Genomic DNA, 16,631 nt, shown 5'->3' on the forward strand with positions numbered 1-16,631 from the left:
TACTCTTTGTTGCAAGGTATTTGCTTAGGCCCACTAGGCGGCACACCTTGCGTCGCGATTAAAGCGCGTCTATCTCGAGCAAAATTCAACCATGAAAGGTCAACAGACCCTTGCTTCTTTTGTTTCTTTTCGGCCAAAAACTACCAAGCTCAGGCAGCTTTCCTGCTCAGGCTCACTCCTGAGTCAATTGGTGATAGCGGCTGACCATATAGTCGCTGTCACCCAGTGCCATTTGCGCAACTCGAATGCGCTTGAGGTATAGCCCTACATCCAGCTCATCTGTCACACCGATCCCGCCATGCATCTGCACCGCTTCACCCGTGACCTTGTCAGCCATTACCCCGACTTTCCATTTAGCCAGGGCGATAGCGGAAGCTGTCTCTTTGCTGCCGGGGGCCTTGTCGATGGCCGCCAGAGCGTTGATAACTGCACTCTTCGCCAGCTCCAACTCGACAAAGCATGCCGCCGCTCTGTGCTGCAATGCCTGGAAGGTCCCTATCTGCACATCGAACTGCTTTCGGGTCTTCAGGTAATCTGTTGTCATCTGAAACAGGGCTTCGCAGGCGCCAAGCATCTCTGCAGCCAGACAAGCTCTTGCGCTGTCTATCACTTGCTCAAGAAGCGCCTTTACCTCTTCACCTGAGCCCAGAAGCTCAGCATTGACCTGCATCAGCTCAAGGGCTGCGTTATTGCGGGAGTCCACCAAACCGGTATTTCGGACATTCAGGCCTGCAGCGTTGGCATTGACAATAAACAGCCCAAGACGGTTTGACTGGGGAAAGCGAGCCGCCACCAGATAGGCATCGGCCTCCAGACCATCAAATACCAAAGCCTTGGTACCTGTCAGCTGATATCCCTCACCGGACTTTGCTGCAGCGCTAGCAATACGGTCAAGATCAAATCTGTGATGCTCCTCCAGCGCCAGCGCCATGCGCTGCTCACCATACATCAAGGCATTGAGCCAGCTGTCCTGCTGCGCCTCGCTGCCCAGCTTCTCAATCAAACTGCCACACAAAACCACAGATGACAGCATGGGCGAGGCAGACAGATGCCTGCCCAGCTCCTGAAACACCGCGCCCATACCTTTGTAGCCAAACTCCAGCCCACCTTTAGCCTCAGGGAAAGGAATGGCGCCCCACCCCAGTTCTGCCATGGTCTGCCAGATCTGGGCGTCGAACCCCAACGTCACCTGCTCGTCTCTGAGTTTACGCTGCGCCGAAACCGGACTTTGCGCCGCCAGAAATTCAGCGGCCGTATCCGCCAGCATCTGCTCATCCTGAGAGTACACCATGCTCATTGAGCACCTCCTTTCGCCTGTGGCTGAGTTGGGATTTTGGTTTCAGGTAACTCCAATACCCGCTTGGCGATCACATTCAGCTGAACTTCTGATGAGCCACCGGCAATGGTTTGGGTAAAGCCATTAAGCCAGGCCTTGGTCAGTTTGAGTTCCTGTGCAGAATATTCACAGCCTTCGCCTGCCAACGAAAGGTTACCCAGCGCCCGATACCCCATGGCATGCAGCAAAAGCTCAAACTTTTGTTTTTCCTGCTCGGTGTGCACCAGTTTCATAATCGACATGGTGCCAAATACATTCTTACCGGCACGAACCTCTTCGCCCATACGTTGCACTGTCAGGTTGTAGGCGATTTCATCCATCTCAGCCGCCATTGCACGCTGACGCAGCGCGATATCAGAAGCAGCTTCGCCCTCTTCTGCCATAGGCAGATAATCTTTCACCAGAGACATCAGGCTGAAATGGGTGGGCAAGCAGAACTGACCAAATTTGGACATGGCACTACGTTCATGTTGCAGCAACTTCTTGGCCAGTGCCCATCCGCCGTTGAGTTCGCCAATCAAATTGTCTTTGGGCACTTTGACGTTATCGAAGAAGACTTCACAGAAAGTGGACTTACCGCTGATAAGATCGATAGGCGCTACCGTTACCCCCTCAGCGTGCATATCCAACACCAGCAGGGAGATCCCCTGATGCTTGAGTGCATTGGCATCGGTTCGCACCAGGGCGTACATGGCATCAGACTTATCACCGTAAGAGGTCCAGATTTTAGAGCCATTGACCAGATAGTGATCGCCCATATCCACAGCACTGGTGCGAATACCCGCCAGATCAGAGCCGGCATTGGGCTCACTGAAGCCCTGACACCAACGCACCTCTCCACGGCACATAGGGCCAAGCAGACGCTGCTTTTGCTCATGGGTGCCATATTCCAGTACCACAGGCCCCAGCATCCAGATCCCCAGGTTGATCTGAGGTGGACGGCAGCCCAGCTTCATCATCTCTTTTTCCAGTACCGCTTCCTGAGACGGTGTTAATCCGCCGCCCCCAACGTCAACAGGCCAGGCCGGCGCAAACCAACCTTTGTCGCGCATCCGCTCAAACCAAACACGCTGATCCTGGGTATTAAACTGGACATGACTGCCGCCCCAGATCATCTCATCATCACTCATTGGTGTACGCAGGGACTGAGGACAGTTGTCCTCAAGCCACTGTTTCACTTCAGTGCGAAAGCTGTCGATTTCGCTCATCCTGCTCTCCTTCGCCGGACTGAGATGCCGACTGTACAGTGTTCTTTGTTTTCGCCCGCTATCTTTAGCCAACCAATAACGGGCGATGGTTATATGGCACTGGGCCTTCTATCTGACTCTGGGCTTTTTATCTCGCTCTTAGCCTTCTATCTGGCTCAAGGCTGTTATCTCACTCTTAGCCTTTATCTGGCTCTGGGCAGTCCCAGGCCAAACTGGGCGATAAGCTCACGCTGGATCTCATTGGTGCCGCCACCGAAAGTCAGGGTGACAGAGGCGCGCACCTCATATTCCAGTTCGCCACCCAGCAAGGCGGCAGCACTGCCCTCGCGGATCATGCCATTGGCGCCAACCACATCCTGCAACTTGCGCAGGATCTCAACGGCAGACTCACTGCCATACACCTTGGTAATGGACGCCAGCGCCACATCCATCTGACCTTGTTCAAGATCTGCCGCGATGCGGAAGTTAATCAGACGCATGGCTTCCAGGCGGGAATAGCATTCAGCCATGGCCGAGCGCACCCAGGGCTTGTCCATGGCGCGCTTGCCCTGCTCGTCACGGGCCTTGGCCCACAACAGCACCTTGCGATACAAACCTGCGACTTTATCTGACCAGGAACCCAGTCCCAGACGCTCATGGTTAAGCTGAGCTGTGATCAGCTTCCAGCCGCCATTAAGCTCACCCACCAACATCTCTTTAGGCACTTTGACATTGTCGTAATAGGTCGCCGCTGTGGGGTTGGAGCAGGTCGGGATAACGGTATGAGAGAAGCCCTCTTCCTGAGTGTCCAGAATCATGATGGAAACCCCTTTATGGCGGGGAAGATCCGCATCCGTTCTGGCCGCGAGCCAGATGTAATCCGCACTTTCCGCGCCAGAGGTCCACAGCTTATTGCCGTTGACCAGGAAGTGGTCACCATTGTCTTTGGCCGAGGTTTTTAAGGTTGCCAAATCTGAACCGGCATCCGGCTCTGAATAACCAATGGCGAAGTTAATTTCGCCCCGGGCGATCCCAGGCAGGAACTTCTCCTTCTGCAGATCTGTACCGTAAGTCATCAAAGATGGGCCGACGGTACTGATGGTGACAAAAGGCAGTGGCGCACCGGCAATATTGGCCTCTTCAAAGAAGATCAGCTGCTCTGTGGCTTTATAGCCCTGACCACCAAATTCCTTGGGCCAACCGACGGCCAGCCAACCATCTTTACCCATCTGGCGGATCACAGAGCGAAATTCATCACCACCCTCTTTGCCCCGCAGGCTGGACTTGAGCTCAGGGGTCATCAAAGAGGTAAAATAATCTCTGACTTTAAGACGCAGCTGATGCTGCTCTGGCGTTAAATCAACAAACATACCGCCTCCTTAATCTGCGCTACCCAGAATCAAACCACTGGTGGGCACACCAGTACCGGCAGTGACCAGCACATTACGAACATTGTCCACCTGATTGACCGCAGTGCCGCGAACCTGACGAACCGCCTCAGCCACTCCGTTCATACCATGAATGTAGGCCTCACCTATCTGACCGCCATGGGTATTGATAGGCAACTTGCCGCCACGGGCGTGATGGCCTGCACGGATAAACTCCTTGGCCTTGCCTCTGTCAGCAAAACCAAACTCTTCCAGCTGCGGCAATACAAACGGGGTAAAGTGGTCGTAAATAATGGCGGTCTGGAAATCATCCGGCGTCAACCCTGACTGCTTGTAGAGCTCACGGGCCACAACGCCCATTTCCGGCAGGCCAGTGATGTCGTCACGATAGTAGGAGGTCATAATTTGCTGCCCTTCTGCGATACCCTGAGCACCGGCTTTAATCACTACAGGCTTGACTGACAACTCATTGGCTCGCTCGGTAGAGGTGATCACCATGGCTACAGCACCATCTGACTCCTGACAGCAATCCAACAGATGCAGCGGCTCACAAATCCAGCGGGACTTCTGATGTTCTTCCAGGGTAATAGGGCGTTCATAAAAGAAAGCCTGAGGATTGGTAGAAGCAAAGTCTCGGGCTGCCACAGCCACACGGCCAAAATCTTCCGATGTTGCGCCATATTCATGCATATAGCGCTGAGCAAACATGCCTACCCAGGCCGCAGGCGTATGGAAGCCATGGGGCATGTACCAACCGTAGTTAACGTTCTCGAAAATGGGCGTTGAAGCAAAGCCATAGCTGCCCGCACCAAAGCGGTACCAGGAACGCTCATTCATTGCCCGATAGACCACTACGGTTTTAGCCACACCTGACGCGACCGCCATCGCAGCATGCATAATCGGCGCACAGGCGGCACCTCCGCCGTGGGGGATCTGAGAGAAGAACTTTACCTCTTTACAACCCAGCAGACGGGCGATCTCATACTCAGGCACCTTGTCCACTGAATAGCTGCAGAAACCATCGACGTCAGCCGGATCTATGCCCGCATCTTTAAGGGCTGCCAGTGTTGCTTCCATCGCCAGCTTAAGTTCAGTCCGTCCTGAGTTTTTGGAGAACTCAGTCGCGCCCAGCCCCACAATTGCTGCCTGACCACTGATATTTTTTTCCATTGCACTTGTCATTGGCTATTCTCCCTTAGACCGGCAGCGTCAGGCTGACCGTACCGCTCACATGGGTGCCCATGGAGTTCTTTCCTGCCAGCGCTACCGTGACAGTTTGGCTGACCTCATCCTTGTCTGTTACCTCACCCATCAGCTTCATGGTGTCACCCGGGTAGTTGGGCACACCCAGCTTGATCTTAAGATCCTTGAATCTGGCCTGTGGACCCGCCCATTTCTCTACAAAACGTTGCACCAGCGCATTGGTGGTCAGGATGTTCATAAATACATGGGGTGACCCCAGCTCCTGGGCCGCATCTTTATCATGATGTCCCGGAAAGTAGTCACGGGTAGCAATAGCGCCACCTGTGATCAGGGCTACTGTGACAGGGATTTCCAACTCCGGCAGTTTGTCGCCCGGATTGGTGTCATTGAAATTAATGGTTTTCATCGAGGTCATACTTCCATCCAAGCTTATCGTTATCGTTCAGCCAGTCGCCCAGCTGTGCCAAAGTGTCACCACTGCCCCCCAGTGCCAGACGAATTGCCCGGCTCCAGTAGAGGTATCTGTGAATGGGGTAAGTGATGTCGACGCCAAAACCGCCATGTACGTGCTGAGCTTTATGGCCGATAAGGTGGCCAGCATCACTGGCCTGAAATGCGGTCGCCAGCGCTTCTGAATCGCAGCCAAGGCCCGCATCCAAGCGGTATACCAGTTGCCACAGGCTGGAGCGCAGTGCTTCCAGTGCCATACGGCAATCTGCCATGGTCATCTGTACCGCCTGAAAGGCCCCAATCTGACGCTCGAACTGGCGGCGCTCAGAGATATATTCAACGGTGCGTTTGAGTTGATGTTCACTGATCCCAAGTTGTTGGGCGCACAGTGCGGCTATGGCCCTTGGCTGCAGCCAGGCGCTCGCGTCTGCAGCTAGCAAATTAACCGCCGGAACTGTGACCTGTTTGCATTCAACATCAGCGACCTTCTCACCCTGGGTCATCACACCTTCAATTAAGGTGACCCCATCAGTCGCAATTTGCAGGGCCAACAAGCGGATCTCACCATCCAGGTTTACCTTGATAACGGCCGTCTCGGCGTTATTCGCTTCGGCCAGCGCATGCACTTTGCCACTCACTAGTAGACTCTCGCCCTGCCACTTCGCCGAAATCGGGGATGAAGCGGGATCTGCCACGCTCAGGAGGTTCCCCCCTTCTGCGGCGGCCAGCACTGTGGGCATCAGGGCTTCATCGCCATATTCAGCAATAACCGTTGCCGCTAACTGATGGCGCCATAAAGGCACCAAACCCAGTGCGCTGCCCTGAGCCTGCAATACCAGCATCAACTCAGTCATGCCCAGGCCACTGCCGCCTGCGCTTTCCGGGATGTACAAAGAATGCAGTCCAGTCTCGATACAGGAGGCCCAAAGGTCGTCCATTGAGGTGTCCCCACGCTCAACAAACTCCCGCAGAAAATCATCGCTGCAGGTGTCATGAAACAGGCTGGTTGCCATCTCTTCTATGGCGCGCTGCTCCTCGTTTAAAGCAAAATCCATGTCGCCTCCTAAGTCAGTGATTCCGCTGCAGCCGATACCGGCGCGAACAAGGGCAATGTCATCTCGTCATCGAAAGTTTCGAAACGCACCTCCAGTGCCATGCCAATCTGCAACTGATCTTTGTCAACATCAATCAGCTGCGCAGACAGACGAACGCCCTCTTCCAGCTCGATAAGGCCAATGGGGTTTGGATGATCAAATGGAGGGACTTCGGGATAGTGCATCACGACAAAGGAGTAGAGCTGACCTTTACCACTGGCAAGCTGATAATCGAGCTCGAAGGAGTGGCAATACATGCATACTGGCGCTGGCGGGTGTTGCAGCTTGTCGCAGGCCTTACAATGTTGAATACGCAGCTCACCCTGCTCACAGCCTTCCCAGAAAAAGCGGGTATCGTCACTTATCCCCGGCTTGGGACGTTTGATTTTTGGCAGACCGGACTCTGTCTTCTCCGGCCTGGCAACCGGATTGGCGGGCTTGAACTTGAACACCCGGAACAGCAGCTCACCGACTTTGTCATCTTCGCCGCTGTCATTGATAGAGAAGTAACTCATGATCAGGGTGACAAAAAATCCGGTCCCCAGGGCAGTCACCTTCTCTTCGCTGATGGCATCAAAGCGGGTGGTGTAATACAGCTTTTCCCCCATTTTGACGTAACGCTCAAAGGTCAATTCAGAGTTGACCGCGACTACAGATGGATAGCCTTCAGCTTCGATAAGCTTAAGTACGGTATAAGGGTTGTCCTCTGTAGAACCCGGCGCATAGCTGTCACGATAAAAGCCCGCTTCACACCAGCTTTGCAACATGGATGGCGGAGCCACCAGTTCCCCAAACTCACTCTGATGGGCATATTCAGCATCTGTATAAAGAGGATTTTCCACACCCATCACTTCGCACCACTGCCTCACCATGGCAGGATTCACTTCGTCCCAGGCGATGATGCGACCGTACTCACGGCCTACCATCTCGCGTATCGGTTTTAACCATTCATAATCTGCCAAGGTGTTTCTCCTGAGTTTATGGACGTGCGTCCTCATCTTTAATTTTTAATGCGGTTATTCGTTGGCGCCTGAAGCTGACAAAAACGCCGGCATTTCACCGCCGCCATTAAGTAGTAAGTTGCAACCACTGGCATACAGACAATGCTCTGAAGACAGGTATACGCAGGCTTTGCCGATATCTTCGGGTTCAGCCATACGACCAGCGGGGATAGTTTTGCTGACAGCGGCAATGCCTTCGTCATCGCCATAGTGCAGATAGGATTGCTCGGTTTTTACCAGGCCAGGGCTAACAGCGGTCACCCGCACTTTTGGGGCCCACTCCACCGCCAGGGATTGCACCAGCGAAAGGATGCCGGCTTTAGCCGCACCATAAGCTGCAGTACCCGGAGATGCTCGCAGCGCGCTGATACTGCCAATAAAGATGGTCGAACTGCCCTGCTCCTGAGTTTGCATCAACTGGTTGGCTCGTTGAGCCACATTCAGCGGAGCGATCAGGTTCAGGCGTAAAATGCTTTCGTGAAAACGAGGTGAGACGGTATCCGCCATGGCAAATGGACTGCCTCCGGCGTTATTGACCAATACGTCAAGCCGGCCAAACTCCTGCTCGATGAAATTAAACATCTCATCAATAGAGTTAAGATCCCGCACATCACAGGCAACGAACACCGCGCTATTGCCATCGCACTGTGGCAGTGTGTCCGGCGCCTTACGCCCACAAACCACGACTTTTGCGCCTGCACTCAGATACTCCTGTGCGATACCGGCTCCGATACCCTTGGTGCCGCCGGTAACCAGCACCACCTTGTCTTGATAATTAAGCTTCATCATTGTGTTCCCTCAATCGCCCTGACGGAGATAGATCAGCATCTGGGCTGCCGGTTAAGCTTCGGCTTTTTTCGATGTTTCACATTCTGGGCTGATGTGGGCAAACCCATCTTCGTCTGAATGGACGATGAGAGAAATTGGGTGAAACAGAGAATGGAGTCAGATGAAAAAACAGGACCTTTTCCCATGAACACAAACGTCAGCCAAAGCCAGAGTGAGAATTACCCTGAAAGCCAGACTGTACTCCTGAGCTTTCCCGAGCCCGGTATCGCCCTGCTGACCCTGAATCGGCCTGATGCCACCAATGCTCTCAGTCTTGAACTTCAACATTGTCTGGCCAAACACTTTGAGATCCTGTCTCAGGATGACAGCGTACGTTGTATCGTTCTGACCGGAGGCGATAAGGTATTTGCGGCTGGCGGCGATATCACCGGTCTGGTGGATGCCGATCCCATCGAGATCTATAAGCGTCATACCGAACGATTATGGGCACCTATTGAGAAATGCCCCAAGCCGGTAATTGCAGCAATTTGTGGTTACGCCTTTGGCGGGGGCTGCGAACTGGCGATGCATGCCGATATTCTGATCGCAGGGGAAAGCGCAAGCTTTTGCCAACCTGAAATCGCCATCGGCATTATGCCGGGCATTGGCGGAACACAGCGCCTGGTGCGCGCTGTCGGCAAAACCAAAGCCATGAGCATGGCACTTACCGGCCGCCCGATTAGTGCCAATGAAGCCTGGGTAGCAGGCCTGGTGAGCGAGGTATGTAAAGATGAAGACGTCCTGATGAACGCTTTGGTTGCCGCAAAGCGTATCGCCCGCATGCCACCGCTGGCCGCGGAGCAGATCAAAGAAGTGATTTTAGCCGGTATGGACGCGTCACTGGATTCTGCCATGGCACTCGAGCGAAAAGCTAACGCATTATTGTTTGCGACCCGGGATAAGCGAGAAGGCATGACGGCATTTTTGGAAAAGCGCTATCCCGAATTTAAAGGAGAATAAGATTAAACTCTGGCAGCAGTGATCCGCCTTGCTGCCAATCAGTTGGTTTGTGGAACGCCATATATCCAATCAAGCCCTTGGATAAGCGTTGTGGGAAAAGCTGTGGCATGGGTTGCCCCTTCGATAACCCTGTATTGCAAGCTGACTTTGTTCCCCAGCTCTAATTTGATCTTGTCAGCGAGTCTGCCTGCGCCCTTTATCATATCGTTGTTTAATCCAAACTCAGGAGTTTCTCTACTGCCGACAGAGAGATAAACCTTTACAGGCACGTCAGGTTTTTCCACCTTTGATGACAATATTTGATCTTTGTTAAACCAAACTGATGGACTGCCAAGCAGATAACTGCTGAACAATTCAGGTTGAGAGAACAAGATATACGCACCAAACAAACCTCCCAAAGAGTTGCCGACAAAAGTGCGCCTGTTTGGATTGGTTCGATAATTCCTCTCTACATGTGGGATCAGAACATTTTTGATAAATTCTGCATGCCGCTTTGCGTCACCTGTTTCCCGCTTCCAGTCAGCTGCCTTGGTGGGCGTATAGTCTCTTATCCTGCTTTCAGCCCCTTTTGACCCTTTGGAATATGATAGGGCTATCAGAATTGCTTCATCCATCTGCCCTGAATTCATCGGGAACCGGGTAGCCCCTGAAGCGATTTGAAAGCTATAAGCTCCGTCGGTCAGATAGATTACCGGGTAATGTTTATCGGCATCAGATTGGTAGGATTTCGGGAGTTTGATAAACGCTGGATAGGTTCTTTTACTGCTGAGGTCTTCAAGCTCAATCACCTCACTGCGGGGGATCTGAAATGCGTCTTTTGCAATGACAGGTACACTCGCAAGGAGCCAAACCAACGCGACTGGTAAGCGTAATAAATTTATCATGTCGGTTCCTCCCCGGGCGTCACATTAAAGGCTGTATTGAAAATATTTGAACCAAAGATGCCCACCTAATATAACTTTGAGACGCATCCATCTATCCAAAGTGGGTATCTAGTGAATTACTTTCACAAAAAAGCCGGTATCACTACCGGCTTTTAACTGACGACGTTTACCTCGGTGGCTGACTGTCTGTATAACTCAACGGAGCCACACTATTGAGGAAAATACGTACCAGCTCAGTTTGGCGACGAACACCTGTCTTGGAGAAGATAGCTCTCAAATGTGCTCTGGCAGTGTTACGGCGAATATTCAACGCCTCTGCCGCCTCCTCCAAAGACAAACCATTGGCCAACTGCAAAGACAGCGCGGTTTCTGCCGGTGTCAGGCCAAACAGTTTTTTGGCCACATCACTGGATGCCTGAGACTTGGCTACAGAATCACGGATATAGACCACCGCTTTGCTCTGCCCCTTGTTCTCAGCCCAAACTGGTGTAGGAACCACTTCAATCACAATCCCCAGATTTACCTCACCAGAAGGTCTGGTGACCGACATAGCTTCCGGCAAAATTGCATTATTGTTCTCTTTGGCTCGCTCAAAAGCGCCTTTAATCAGCTGCTTGAGTTCCCGGTTATCGCTGGCATAGGTTGCAGTCAGCTTACCGGCGACTACCTGTAAGCCATCGGCTTCTTCCAGGATCTCCTTGGCAAATACGTTCTGTTCCAGGATTCGACCTGACTCATCTATCTGCACTGTGGCGATAGACAGTCGACCAATGGCCTGAGAGAACATAGAGCCAATGGAATGGCTTCGATCCAGTTCCAGGTGAATTGCCAACGCCCGTTTCAGGTGAGGTACCAGAAACTGACACAGAGCTTTTTGTTCAGAGCTGAAGTTTTCAGAATCTTGCGGGCGCGTGATACGGAATCTGAGGCTGCCCACTTCCGGCGCTGAGATATCCACCGCCATCACGTGGTAGACGTCATTGGCTTCGCACCAATGCTTACGATAGGAGCTTTCCCGCCACTCGCTTTCGTCCATCAGGTCATCGACAGTGAAAACCTGATCGGGTCGTTGATCAGCGAAAGGCGTTAGGTTGTGGCGATATGGCAGGTATTGAACCCTGCCTTTGCCATTTAGATTTCCCCCAACAGCGATCATCAGACCGAGGTCCTCCTCATCGTCCTGAGCCGGCTGTTTAAGGATTAGCGTCACAAAGTTTGCGCTGAACAGATTCCGGAATTCTTCCAGTGGCTCTGCCCAACTGATTTTATCCCTGGCTGCGTCATAGATTTTTTCAATGAGGCCATTATAACGCTCAAGGTCCATGTTGATATCTGCCAAAGCATCCCCCTGTTATTATTGTCTGCAAGGATAGGCAACCGCAGCGGTCCTGCACTGCTGCGGCAAATCATCATGTTTGTGCAAGACGCTGCTTAAGCGAGGCACTCGGTCAGCTCTGGCACCAATTCATTGAGGTCACCTTCAAGACCATAGTCTGCCACCTGAAATATCGGAGCATCCGGATCTTTATTGATAGCCACAATCACCTTGGCGTCGCTCATACCTGCCAGATGCTGGATAGCACCTGATATACCCACCGCCAGATAAAGCTCCGGCGCGACTATCTTTCCGGTTTGTCCAACCTGATAGTCATTGGGTACAAAGCCTGCATCGACAGCTGCCCGTGATGCCCCCAAAGCCGCACCCAATTTGTCAGCCAGGGGTTCCAGCAAGCGCTGATAGTTATCGCCACTGCCCATACCACGTCCACCGGACACCACTATGGGCGCACTGCTCAACACCGGACGGTCTGACTTGCTGAGTTCACGCCCCAACAGGCTGGACAGTCCGGCATCCTCGCCGGCATCAAGACGTGTAACAGTCGCGCTGCCACCCAGGTCTGCTTTATCAAAAGCAGTTGGACGAACGGTCAGAACCTGTACCGGCTCAGCAGACTCGCACGTTAACATGATGTTACCAGCATATATAGGTCTGATATAAGTTCCAACCCCAATAATCTCTGTAACATCAGAAACCTGGGCAACATCCAACAGGGCTGCAATACGGGGGGATATGTTCTTTCCTACGCTGGTACTGGCACAAATCACTGCCTGATAATCACGGGTTCTGACTAATTCCACAACCAAAGTAGTGATATTTTCAGCAAGAGACGCAGCATATTGTGGCGCGTCGACCTGTATCACCTCATCAACGCCAGCCACTGCCGCACACTCTGCTGCCAATGCATCAGTGTTGTGCCCGGCAGCCAGCACGTCGATTGCCGCAGAACCATGACTGGCGGCCAATTTTTGTGCTGCATTTATTGCGTTCAGCGAAGTTTCCACCAAGCTGCCATTTTCCTGCTCAGCTATGACCAGAATTCTCATTTCATCTCTCCTTACAATCCTTTGCCATCAGAGCACGCGTGCTTCACTGCGCAGTTTCTCAACCAACTCGGCGACATCAGCCACTTTCATTCCGCCGCTTCTGGGTGCTGGCGCTGCAAACTTCACAGGCTGAATTCTTGGTGTGATATCCACCCCGAGTTCAGATACAGGGATCTGCTCCATCGGCTTACGCTTGGCCTTCATAATGTTGGGTAAAGAGGCATATCTGGGTTCGTTCAGGCGCAGATCACAGGTGATGACCGCCGGCATCGCCAGCTCCAGCGTTTCCAGGCCACCGTCAATTTCCCGGGTTACAGTGGCTTTATCGCCATTGAGCTTAAGTTCTGATGCAAAGGTTCCCTGAGACCAGCCCAACAAGGCTGACAGCATTTGACCTGTTTGATTGCAGTCATCATCAATCGCCTGTTTGCCCATAATCACCAGCTCAGGATCCTCCCGGCTGACAACCTGCTTCAGGCATTTAGAAACGGCCAAAGGTTCAACACCATCTTCAGCGTCAATATGAATAGCGCGGTCAGCACCCACCGCCAACGCAGTGCGCAAGGTCTCCTGGCACCCTTTTCCGCCCAGGCTTACCACAACCACTTCAGATGCGCTGCCTGCTTCCTTTAAACGCACCGCTTCCTCTACGGCTATTTCGTCAAAGGGATTAATGGACATCTTCACATTGTCCAGGTCCACACCAGAACCGTCCGACTTCACTCTCACTTTAACGTTGTGATCCACTACCCGCTTTACCGGGACTAAAATCTTCATACACTTGTCCTCTTGCTGGGCCTTCAGGCCTCTACTTCCAATTCAAGTTTCGGGTAATCGTTATAGCCTTTGTCTCCCGGGGTATAGAGAGTCTTGCGATCAAAACGAGCAAGCTCTGCACCATCACGTACCCGTGCCACCAGGTCTGGATTGGCAATAAAGTGACGGGCAAAGGACACCGCATCACCTTTACCAGCTCGCACCGCCTCCCCGCCTGTCAGGGGATTGAAGTTGTCATTGACGATAATGCCGCCTTGCCAGGCTGTTTGCGCCATGGCAAAAGCATCCAATCCCGGAACAGGCGATCTCATGATGTGGACATAGGCCAGAGGTAGTTCAGCGGCCATCTCAAGCAGCACTCGATGGCTTTGCTCCGGGTTGGCGTCATTGGTGTCATTAAAGGTGTTGCCAGGATTGAGCCTGATACCAACACGCCCTGGCCCCATGACCTCACACATCCCCTTTAAACATTCATAAGCAAACCGGGCACGTGCTGTGACACTACCACCAAACTCATCGTCTCTTTGGTTGCTATCTGAACAGAGAAACTGCATCGGCAGGTAACCACTGGTGCAATGAAGTTCAACTGCATCAAATCCAGCCAATTTCGCGTTTTTAGCGGCCTGGCGATGAATATCGACCTGCTGCCAAACCTCCTGAGTTGAAAGGGCTCTTGGGGTGTCAAAGGGCTGCATACCTGCAGCATCGGTGTAAATTTCACCGCTGGCACGGATCTCACTGGGGGCAATATGGTCTACATCAACCCCTTTGATATGGTGACTGCCAATTCGACCTGAATGCATGATTTGCAATGAAATCAAACCATCCTGTTGATGAACTGCATCCGTCACCTTGCGCCACCCCTCTATCTGACTCGCATTCTCAATACCAGGCTGGCGGTTATATGCCTGACCTTCGCGACTTGGCCAGGTTCCTTCTGCAACAATCAAACCTGCAGATGCTCTGTCGCCGTAGTGCTTCACCATGGCAGCAGTGGGCACACCCTTATCATCAGCGCGGTTGCGGGTCATAGGGGCCATCACGATGCGGTTTTTGAGCTTTAGCTCACCCAGCTGGAAGAGTGATAATAAAGGGGAATGAACAGCCTCAGTACCTGGCTTCATAAACTGCTCCTTTAATCCAATGCGGTGATCAGCACAGCGCTGCGACCACCATCGACAGGCAGACTCACACCGGTAATGTAGGAGGCGTCATCACTGGCGAGAAATGCAATCGCCGCGGCCAGTTCATCGGGCTTACCAACCCGTCCCATGGGGATCAGCGTCTCAGTATTACGGCGGGCAGAATCATCGGACAGCATGCCAGCGGTTGCCGGGGTTTCCACTACAGCGGGTACGACACAATTAACCCGGATATTATCAGCCGCGCCCTCTGCCGCAGCTGCACGGGAGAAGTTATTTACCGCGGCTTTGGAGGCTGAGTAACCTGACATCCAGGGTGTCCCCAGCTCGCCACAGATAGAGGAAATATTGATAATCGCGCCGCCCTTGCCTTTCATTAGCTTCATGGCGGTGCGGGTGCCCCAGAAAGTACCATCGACCGAGGTTTTAAAATTGGCGTGCCAGTCCTCTGTGCTCATCTCTTCAATCGAGCCCCAGGTAAAAGCCATGGCGTTATTGACCATGATATCCAGGCCATCGAAATCATCAGCAGCTTTCAGCATGGCACCTACAAGCGCGCGCTCGTCGCTGACATCTGCAACCAAAGCCGCTGCCTTGCCCCCCAGAGCCTCAATTTCAGCGACAGTGTCATCCAGCACCTGGGCACGGCGGCCACAAATCACGACGGTGGCACCTTCAGCCGCCAATCTGTGGGCTGTGGCTGCACCTATGCCTGTACCGCCACCGGTTATAAATGCGGTCTTGCCCGCCAAACGCTGTTGTATTTGATTATTCATGGTTGACCTCCAGCCAGCAGGCTTGGTTATTGATTGAACCAAGTTAAAAAAGCAGACGCCTGAAGCCATCGTCCAGAGGGACTAACGGCAATCAAGATTGAAATGGAGGTAATAAAAAGCCCCGGCTAAGGGGCTTGATTGGCATTGACAAATATTCAATGGTGTCAGGTATAGCGGATATGCACTTTTTCCGTCAGCGGCACGGCCTGACAGCTTAAGGTCAGGTTGTTTTTCAGATCTCTTTCATCAAGTACATCATTGATCAGCAGATCGACGTTGCCCTCTTTGACTTCACACATACAGCTGGCGCACATGCCACTGCGACAGGAGTATGGCAACTCCAGCCCGATCTTTTCAGCAGCATCCAGCAAGGTTTCACCACCTGCCCAGGGGATTTCATGAGTCTGCCCATCCAGCTCAACCACAGCAATCGCCTGGTCTACCGCAGCGGCTTTTGCAGGCCCCTGGGATGGCTGATCATTTGGGGCTCCCACACTTTCGTCCGGCAAAGACACAAAACGCTCTACATGAACTTTCGATGATGGCATGCCATTTTGTTTCAGCGCCGTTTCCATAGCATCCATAAAAGGCCCAGGCCCGCAAATAAAAGCTCTGCCGTGCAACAATGGCTTGGCCAGCGAACTGAGCAACTCCATTGAAGGAATGCCATTTAGACTATCCAGCAGGTGAATTAACTGGAGACGCTTTGGATACTCCTGTGCCAATTGCCTCAATCGCTCGGCAAAAATGACAGAGGCCTCATCGCGGTTGGCATAGATAAAGCGGACTTTACCCCGTCCTTTGGCCAACGCGGTTTGCAGTATGGAAAACACAGGTGTTACCCCACTGCCACCGGCGCAAAGCAAAAGATCTTCATCCTGGCTTTTGGGTACAAACACCCCGGCAGGACGCATCACCTCAAGAAGATCACCAACCCGGACTGTGTCACACAGGTAATTTGAAACCCTGCCTCCTTCCACTCTTTTGATCGTCACCCTTAACCCTTTATCAAGTTCCGGGCTGGACGACATTGAGTAACACCGCAGCAATTGCTCTTTGCCCTGTGCAATGCGAAAGGTCAGGAACTGACCGCTGGCATATCGATATGACTCTACAAGTTCAGGAGGCACATCGAAGATCAATGATTTCGCATCATGGGTTTCCTCAATCACCTCAACAACTTTCAAGCTGTGATATCTGGACGACATGGAACCTCCTTA

16 protein-coding genes are annotated in these 16,631 nt (G+C 52.6%); 1 reads left to right on the plus strand and 15 read right to left on the minus strand.

Features of this window, described 5'->3' with window-relative positions; translation table 11 throughout:
• Positions 1–172 precede the first annotated feature (172 nt).
• From L2725_RS09080 to L2725_RS09115, 8 genes are all read right to left on the minus strand, one after another.
• Positions 173–1,297 carry an acyl-CoA dehydrogenase family protein gene (locus L2725_RS09080; protein ID WP_249248675.1) on the minus strand — a complete coding sequence of 375 codons (1,125 nt, stop codon included), beginning with the start codon at positions 1,295–1,297 and terminating at the stop codon, positions 173–175.
• Positions 1,294–2,544, minus strand: coding sequence for an acyl-CoA dehydrogenase family protein (locus tag L2725_RS09085; protein ID WP_249248676.1), 1,251 nt, complete (start codon positions 2,542–2,544; stop codon positions 1,294–1,296). The genes L2725_RS09080 and L2725_RS09085 overlap by 4 nt, the downstream gene beginning before the upstream one ends.
• 182 nt (positions 2,545–2,726) lie before the next feature.
• Entirely contained in the window at positions 2,727–3,893 is a 1,167-nt protein-coding gene (locus L2725_RS09090; protein ID WP_249248677.1) for an acyl-CoA dehydrogenase family protein, read from the minus strand.
• A gap of 9 nt (positions 3,894–3,902) precedes the next feature.
• On the minus strand, positions 3,903–5,093 hold the full coding sequence (locus L2725_RS09095) for a lipid-transfer protein (protein ID WP_249248678.1): 1,191 nt from the start codon (positions 5,091–5,093) through the stop codon (positions 3,903–3,905).
• A gap of 13 nt (positions 5,094–5,106) precedes the next feature.
• Positions 5,107–5,520, minus strand: coding sequence for a MaoC family dehydratase (locus tag L2725_RS09100; protein ID WP_249248679.1), 414 nt, complete (start codon positions 5,518–5,520; stop codon positions 5,107–5,109).
• Entirely contained in the window at positions 5,507–6,619 is a 1,113-nt protein-coding gene (locus L2725_RS09105) for an acyl-CoA dehydrogenase family protein (protein ID WP_249248680.1), read from the minus strand. The genes L2725_RS09100 and L2725_RS09105 overlap by 14 nt, the downstream gene beginning before the upstream one ends.
• Positions 6,620–6,627: 8 nt before the next feature.
• Positions 6,628–7,620 (minus strand): OB-fold domain-containing protein, encoded by a 993-nt coding sequence (locus tag L2725_RS09110; protein WP_249248681.1) that lies wholly within the window; start codon positions 7,618–7,620, stop codon positions 6,628–6,630.
• Positions 7,621–7,674: 54 nt separating this feature from the next.
• The gene (locus L2725_RS09115; protein ID WP_428985283.1) at positions 7,675–8,445 is read right to left on the minus strand and encodes an SDR family oxidoreductase; all 771 of its coding nucleotides are present in this window, start codon (positions 8,443–8,445) and stop codon (positions 7,675–7,677) included.
• A 186-nt stretch (positions 8,446–8,631) separates the two neighbouring features.
• On the opposite strand from L2725_RS09115, the gene L2725_RS09120 reads away from it, so the two are divergent.
• Positions 8,632–9,447: an enoyl-CoA hydratase gene (locus tag L2725_RS09120; RefSeq protein ID WP_249248685.1), complete on the plus strand. Its 816-nt coding sequence runs from the start codon at positions 8,632–8,634 to the stop codon at positions 9,445–9,447.
• Between the two features lie 38 nt (positions 9,448–9,485).
• Here L2725_RS09120 and L2725_RS09125 read toward each other — a convergent pair whose 3' ends face one another.
• The 7 genes from L2725_RS09125 to L2725_RS09155 form a co-directional block, all read right to left on the minus strand.
• Positions 9,486–10,331 carry an alpha/beta hydrolase gene (locus L2725_RS09125; RefSeq protein WP_249248687.1) on the minus strand — a complete coding sequence of 282 codons (846 nt, stop codon included), beginning with the start codon at positions 10,329–10,331 and terminating at the stop codon, positions 9,486–9,488.
• Between the two features lie 166 nt (positions 10,332–10,497).
• Positions 10,498–11,670: a helix-turn-helix transcriptional regulator gene (locus tag L2725_RS09130; RefSeq protein WP_249248688.1), complete on the minus strand. Its 1,173-nt coding sequence runs from the start codon at positions 11,668–11,670 to the stop codon at positions 10,498–10,500.
• A 92-nt stretch (positions 11,671–11,762) separates the two neighbouring features.
• A complete protein-coding gene (locus L2725_RS09135; RefSeq protein WP_249248689.1) occupies positions 11,763–12,716 on the minus strand; it encodes an electron transfer flavoprotein subunit alpha/FixB family protein in 954 nt (317 codons plus the stop codon).
• Positions 12,717–12,743: 27 nt separating this feature from the next.
• Positions 12,744–13,493, minus strand: coding sequence for an electron transfer flavoprotein subunit beta/FixA family protein (locus L2725_RS09140; RefSeq protein ID WP_249248690.1), 750 nt, complete (start codon positions 13,491–13,493; stop codon positions 12,744–12,746).
• 23 nt (positions 13,494–13,516) lie between these two features.
• On the minus strand, positions 13,517–14,617 hold the full coding sequence (locus tag L2725_RS09145) for an alkene reductase (RefSeq protein WP_249248691.1): 1,101 nt from the start codon (positions 14,615–14,617) through the stop codon (positions 13,517–13,519).
• A gap of 11 nt (positions 14,618–14,628) precedes the next feature.
• Complete coding sequence (locus L2725_RS09150) at positions 14,629–15,411, minus strand: SDR family NAD(P)-dependent oxidoreductase (protein ID WP_249248692.1); 783 nt, start codon at positions 15,409–15,411, stop codon at positions 14,629–14,631.
• Positions 15,412–15,575: 164 nt separating this feature from the next.
• Complete coding sequence (locus L2725_RS09155; RefSeq protein WP_249248693.1) at positions 15,576–16,619, minus strand: ferredoxin--NADP reductase; 1,044 nt, start codon at positions 16,617–16,619, stop codon at positions 15,576–15,578.
• Positions 16,620–16,631 lie beyond the last annotated feature (12 nt).

Origin of the sequence: Shewanella corallii, from assembly GCF_023349125.1 — a bacterium.
Lineage (GTDB): Bacteria > Pseudomonadota > Gammaproteobacteria > Enterobacterales > Shewanellaceae > Shewanella > Shewanella corallii.

What these genes read in the sequence shown, in the direction of transcription:
- L2725_RS09120 (WP_249248685.1), top strand. Translation starts at nt 8,632, where the DNA reads ATGAACACAAACGTCAGCCAAAGCCAGAGTGAGAATTACCCTGAAAGC.
- L2725_RS09145 (WP_249248691.1), bottom strand. Translation starts at nt 14,617, where the DNA reads ATGAAGCCAGGTACTGAGGCTGTTCATTCCCCTTTATTATCACTCTTC.
- L2725_RS09155 (WP_249248693.1), bottom strand. Translation starts at nt 16,619, where the DNA reads ATGTCGTCCAGATATCACAGCTTGAAAGTTGTTGAGGTGATTGAGGAA.
- L2725_RS09115 (WP_428985283.1), bottom strand. Translation starts at nt 8,445, where the DNA reads ATGAAGCTTAATTATCAAGACAAGGTGGTGCTGGTTACCGGCGGCACC.
- L2725_RS09095 (WP_249248678.1), bottom strand. Translation starts at nt 5,093, where the DNA reads ATGACAAGTGCAATGGAAAAAAATATCAGTGGTCAGGCAGCAATTGTG.
- L2725_RS09080 (WP_249248675.1), bottom strand. Translation starts at nt 1,297, where the DNA reads ATGAGCATGGTGTACTCTCAGGATGAGCAGATGCTGGCGGATACGGCC.
- L2725_RS09105 (WP_249248680.1), bottom strand. Translation starts at nt 6,619, where the DNA reads ATGGATTTTGCTTTAAACGAGGAGCAGCGCGCCATAGAAGAGATGGCA.
- L2725_RS09085 (WP_249248676.1), bottom strand. Translation starts at nt 2,544, where the DNA reads ATGAGCGAAATCGACAGCTTTCGCACTGAAGTGAAACAGTGGCTTGAG.
- L2725_RS09150 (WP_249248692.1), bottom strand. Translation starts at nt 15,411, where the DNA reads ATGAATAATCAAATACAACAGCGTTTGGCGGGCAAGACCGCATTTATA.
- L2725_RS09135 (WP_249248689.1), bottom strand. Translation starts at nt 12,716, where the DNA reads ATGAGAATTCTGGTCATAGCTGAGCAGGAAAATGGCAGCTTGGTGGAA.
- L2725_RS09125 (WP_249248687.1), bottom strand. Translation starts at nt 10,331, where the DNA reads ATGATAAATTTATTACGCTTACCAGTCGCGTTGGTTTGGCTCCTTGCG.
- L2725_RS09100 (WP_249248679.1), bottom strand. Translation starts at nt 5,520, where the DNA reads ATGAAAACCATTAATTTCAATGACACCAATCCGGGCGACAAACTGCCG.
- L2725_RS09140 (WP_249248690.1), bottom strand. Translation starts at nt 13,493, where the DNA reads ATGAAGATTTTAGTCCCGGTAAAGCGGGTAGTGGATCACAACGTTAAA.
- L2725_RS09090 (WP_249248677.1), bottom strand. Translation starts at nt 3,893, where the DNA reads ATGTTTGTTGATTTAACGCCAGAGCAGCATCAGCTGCGTCTTAAAGTC.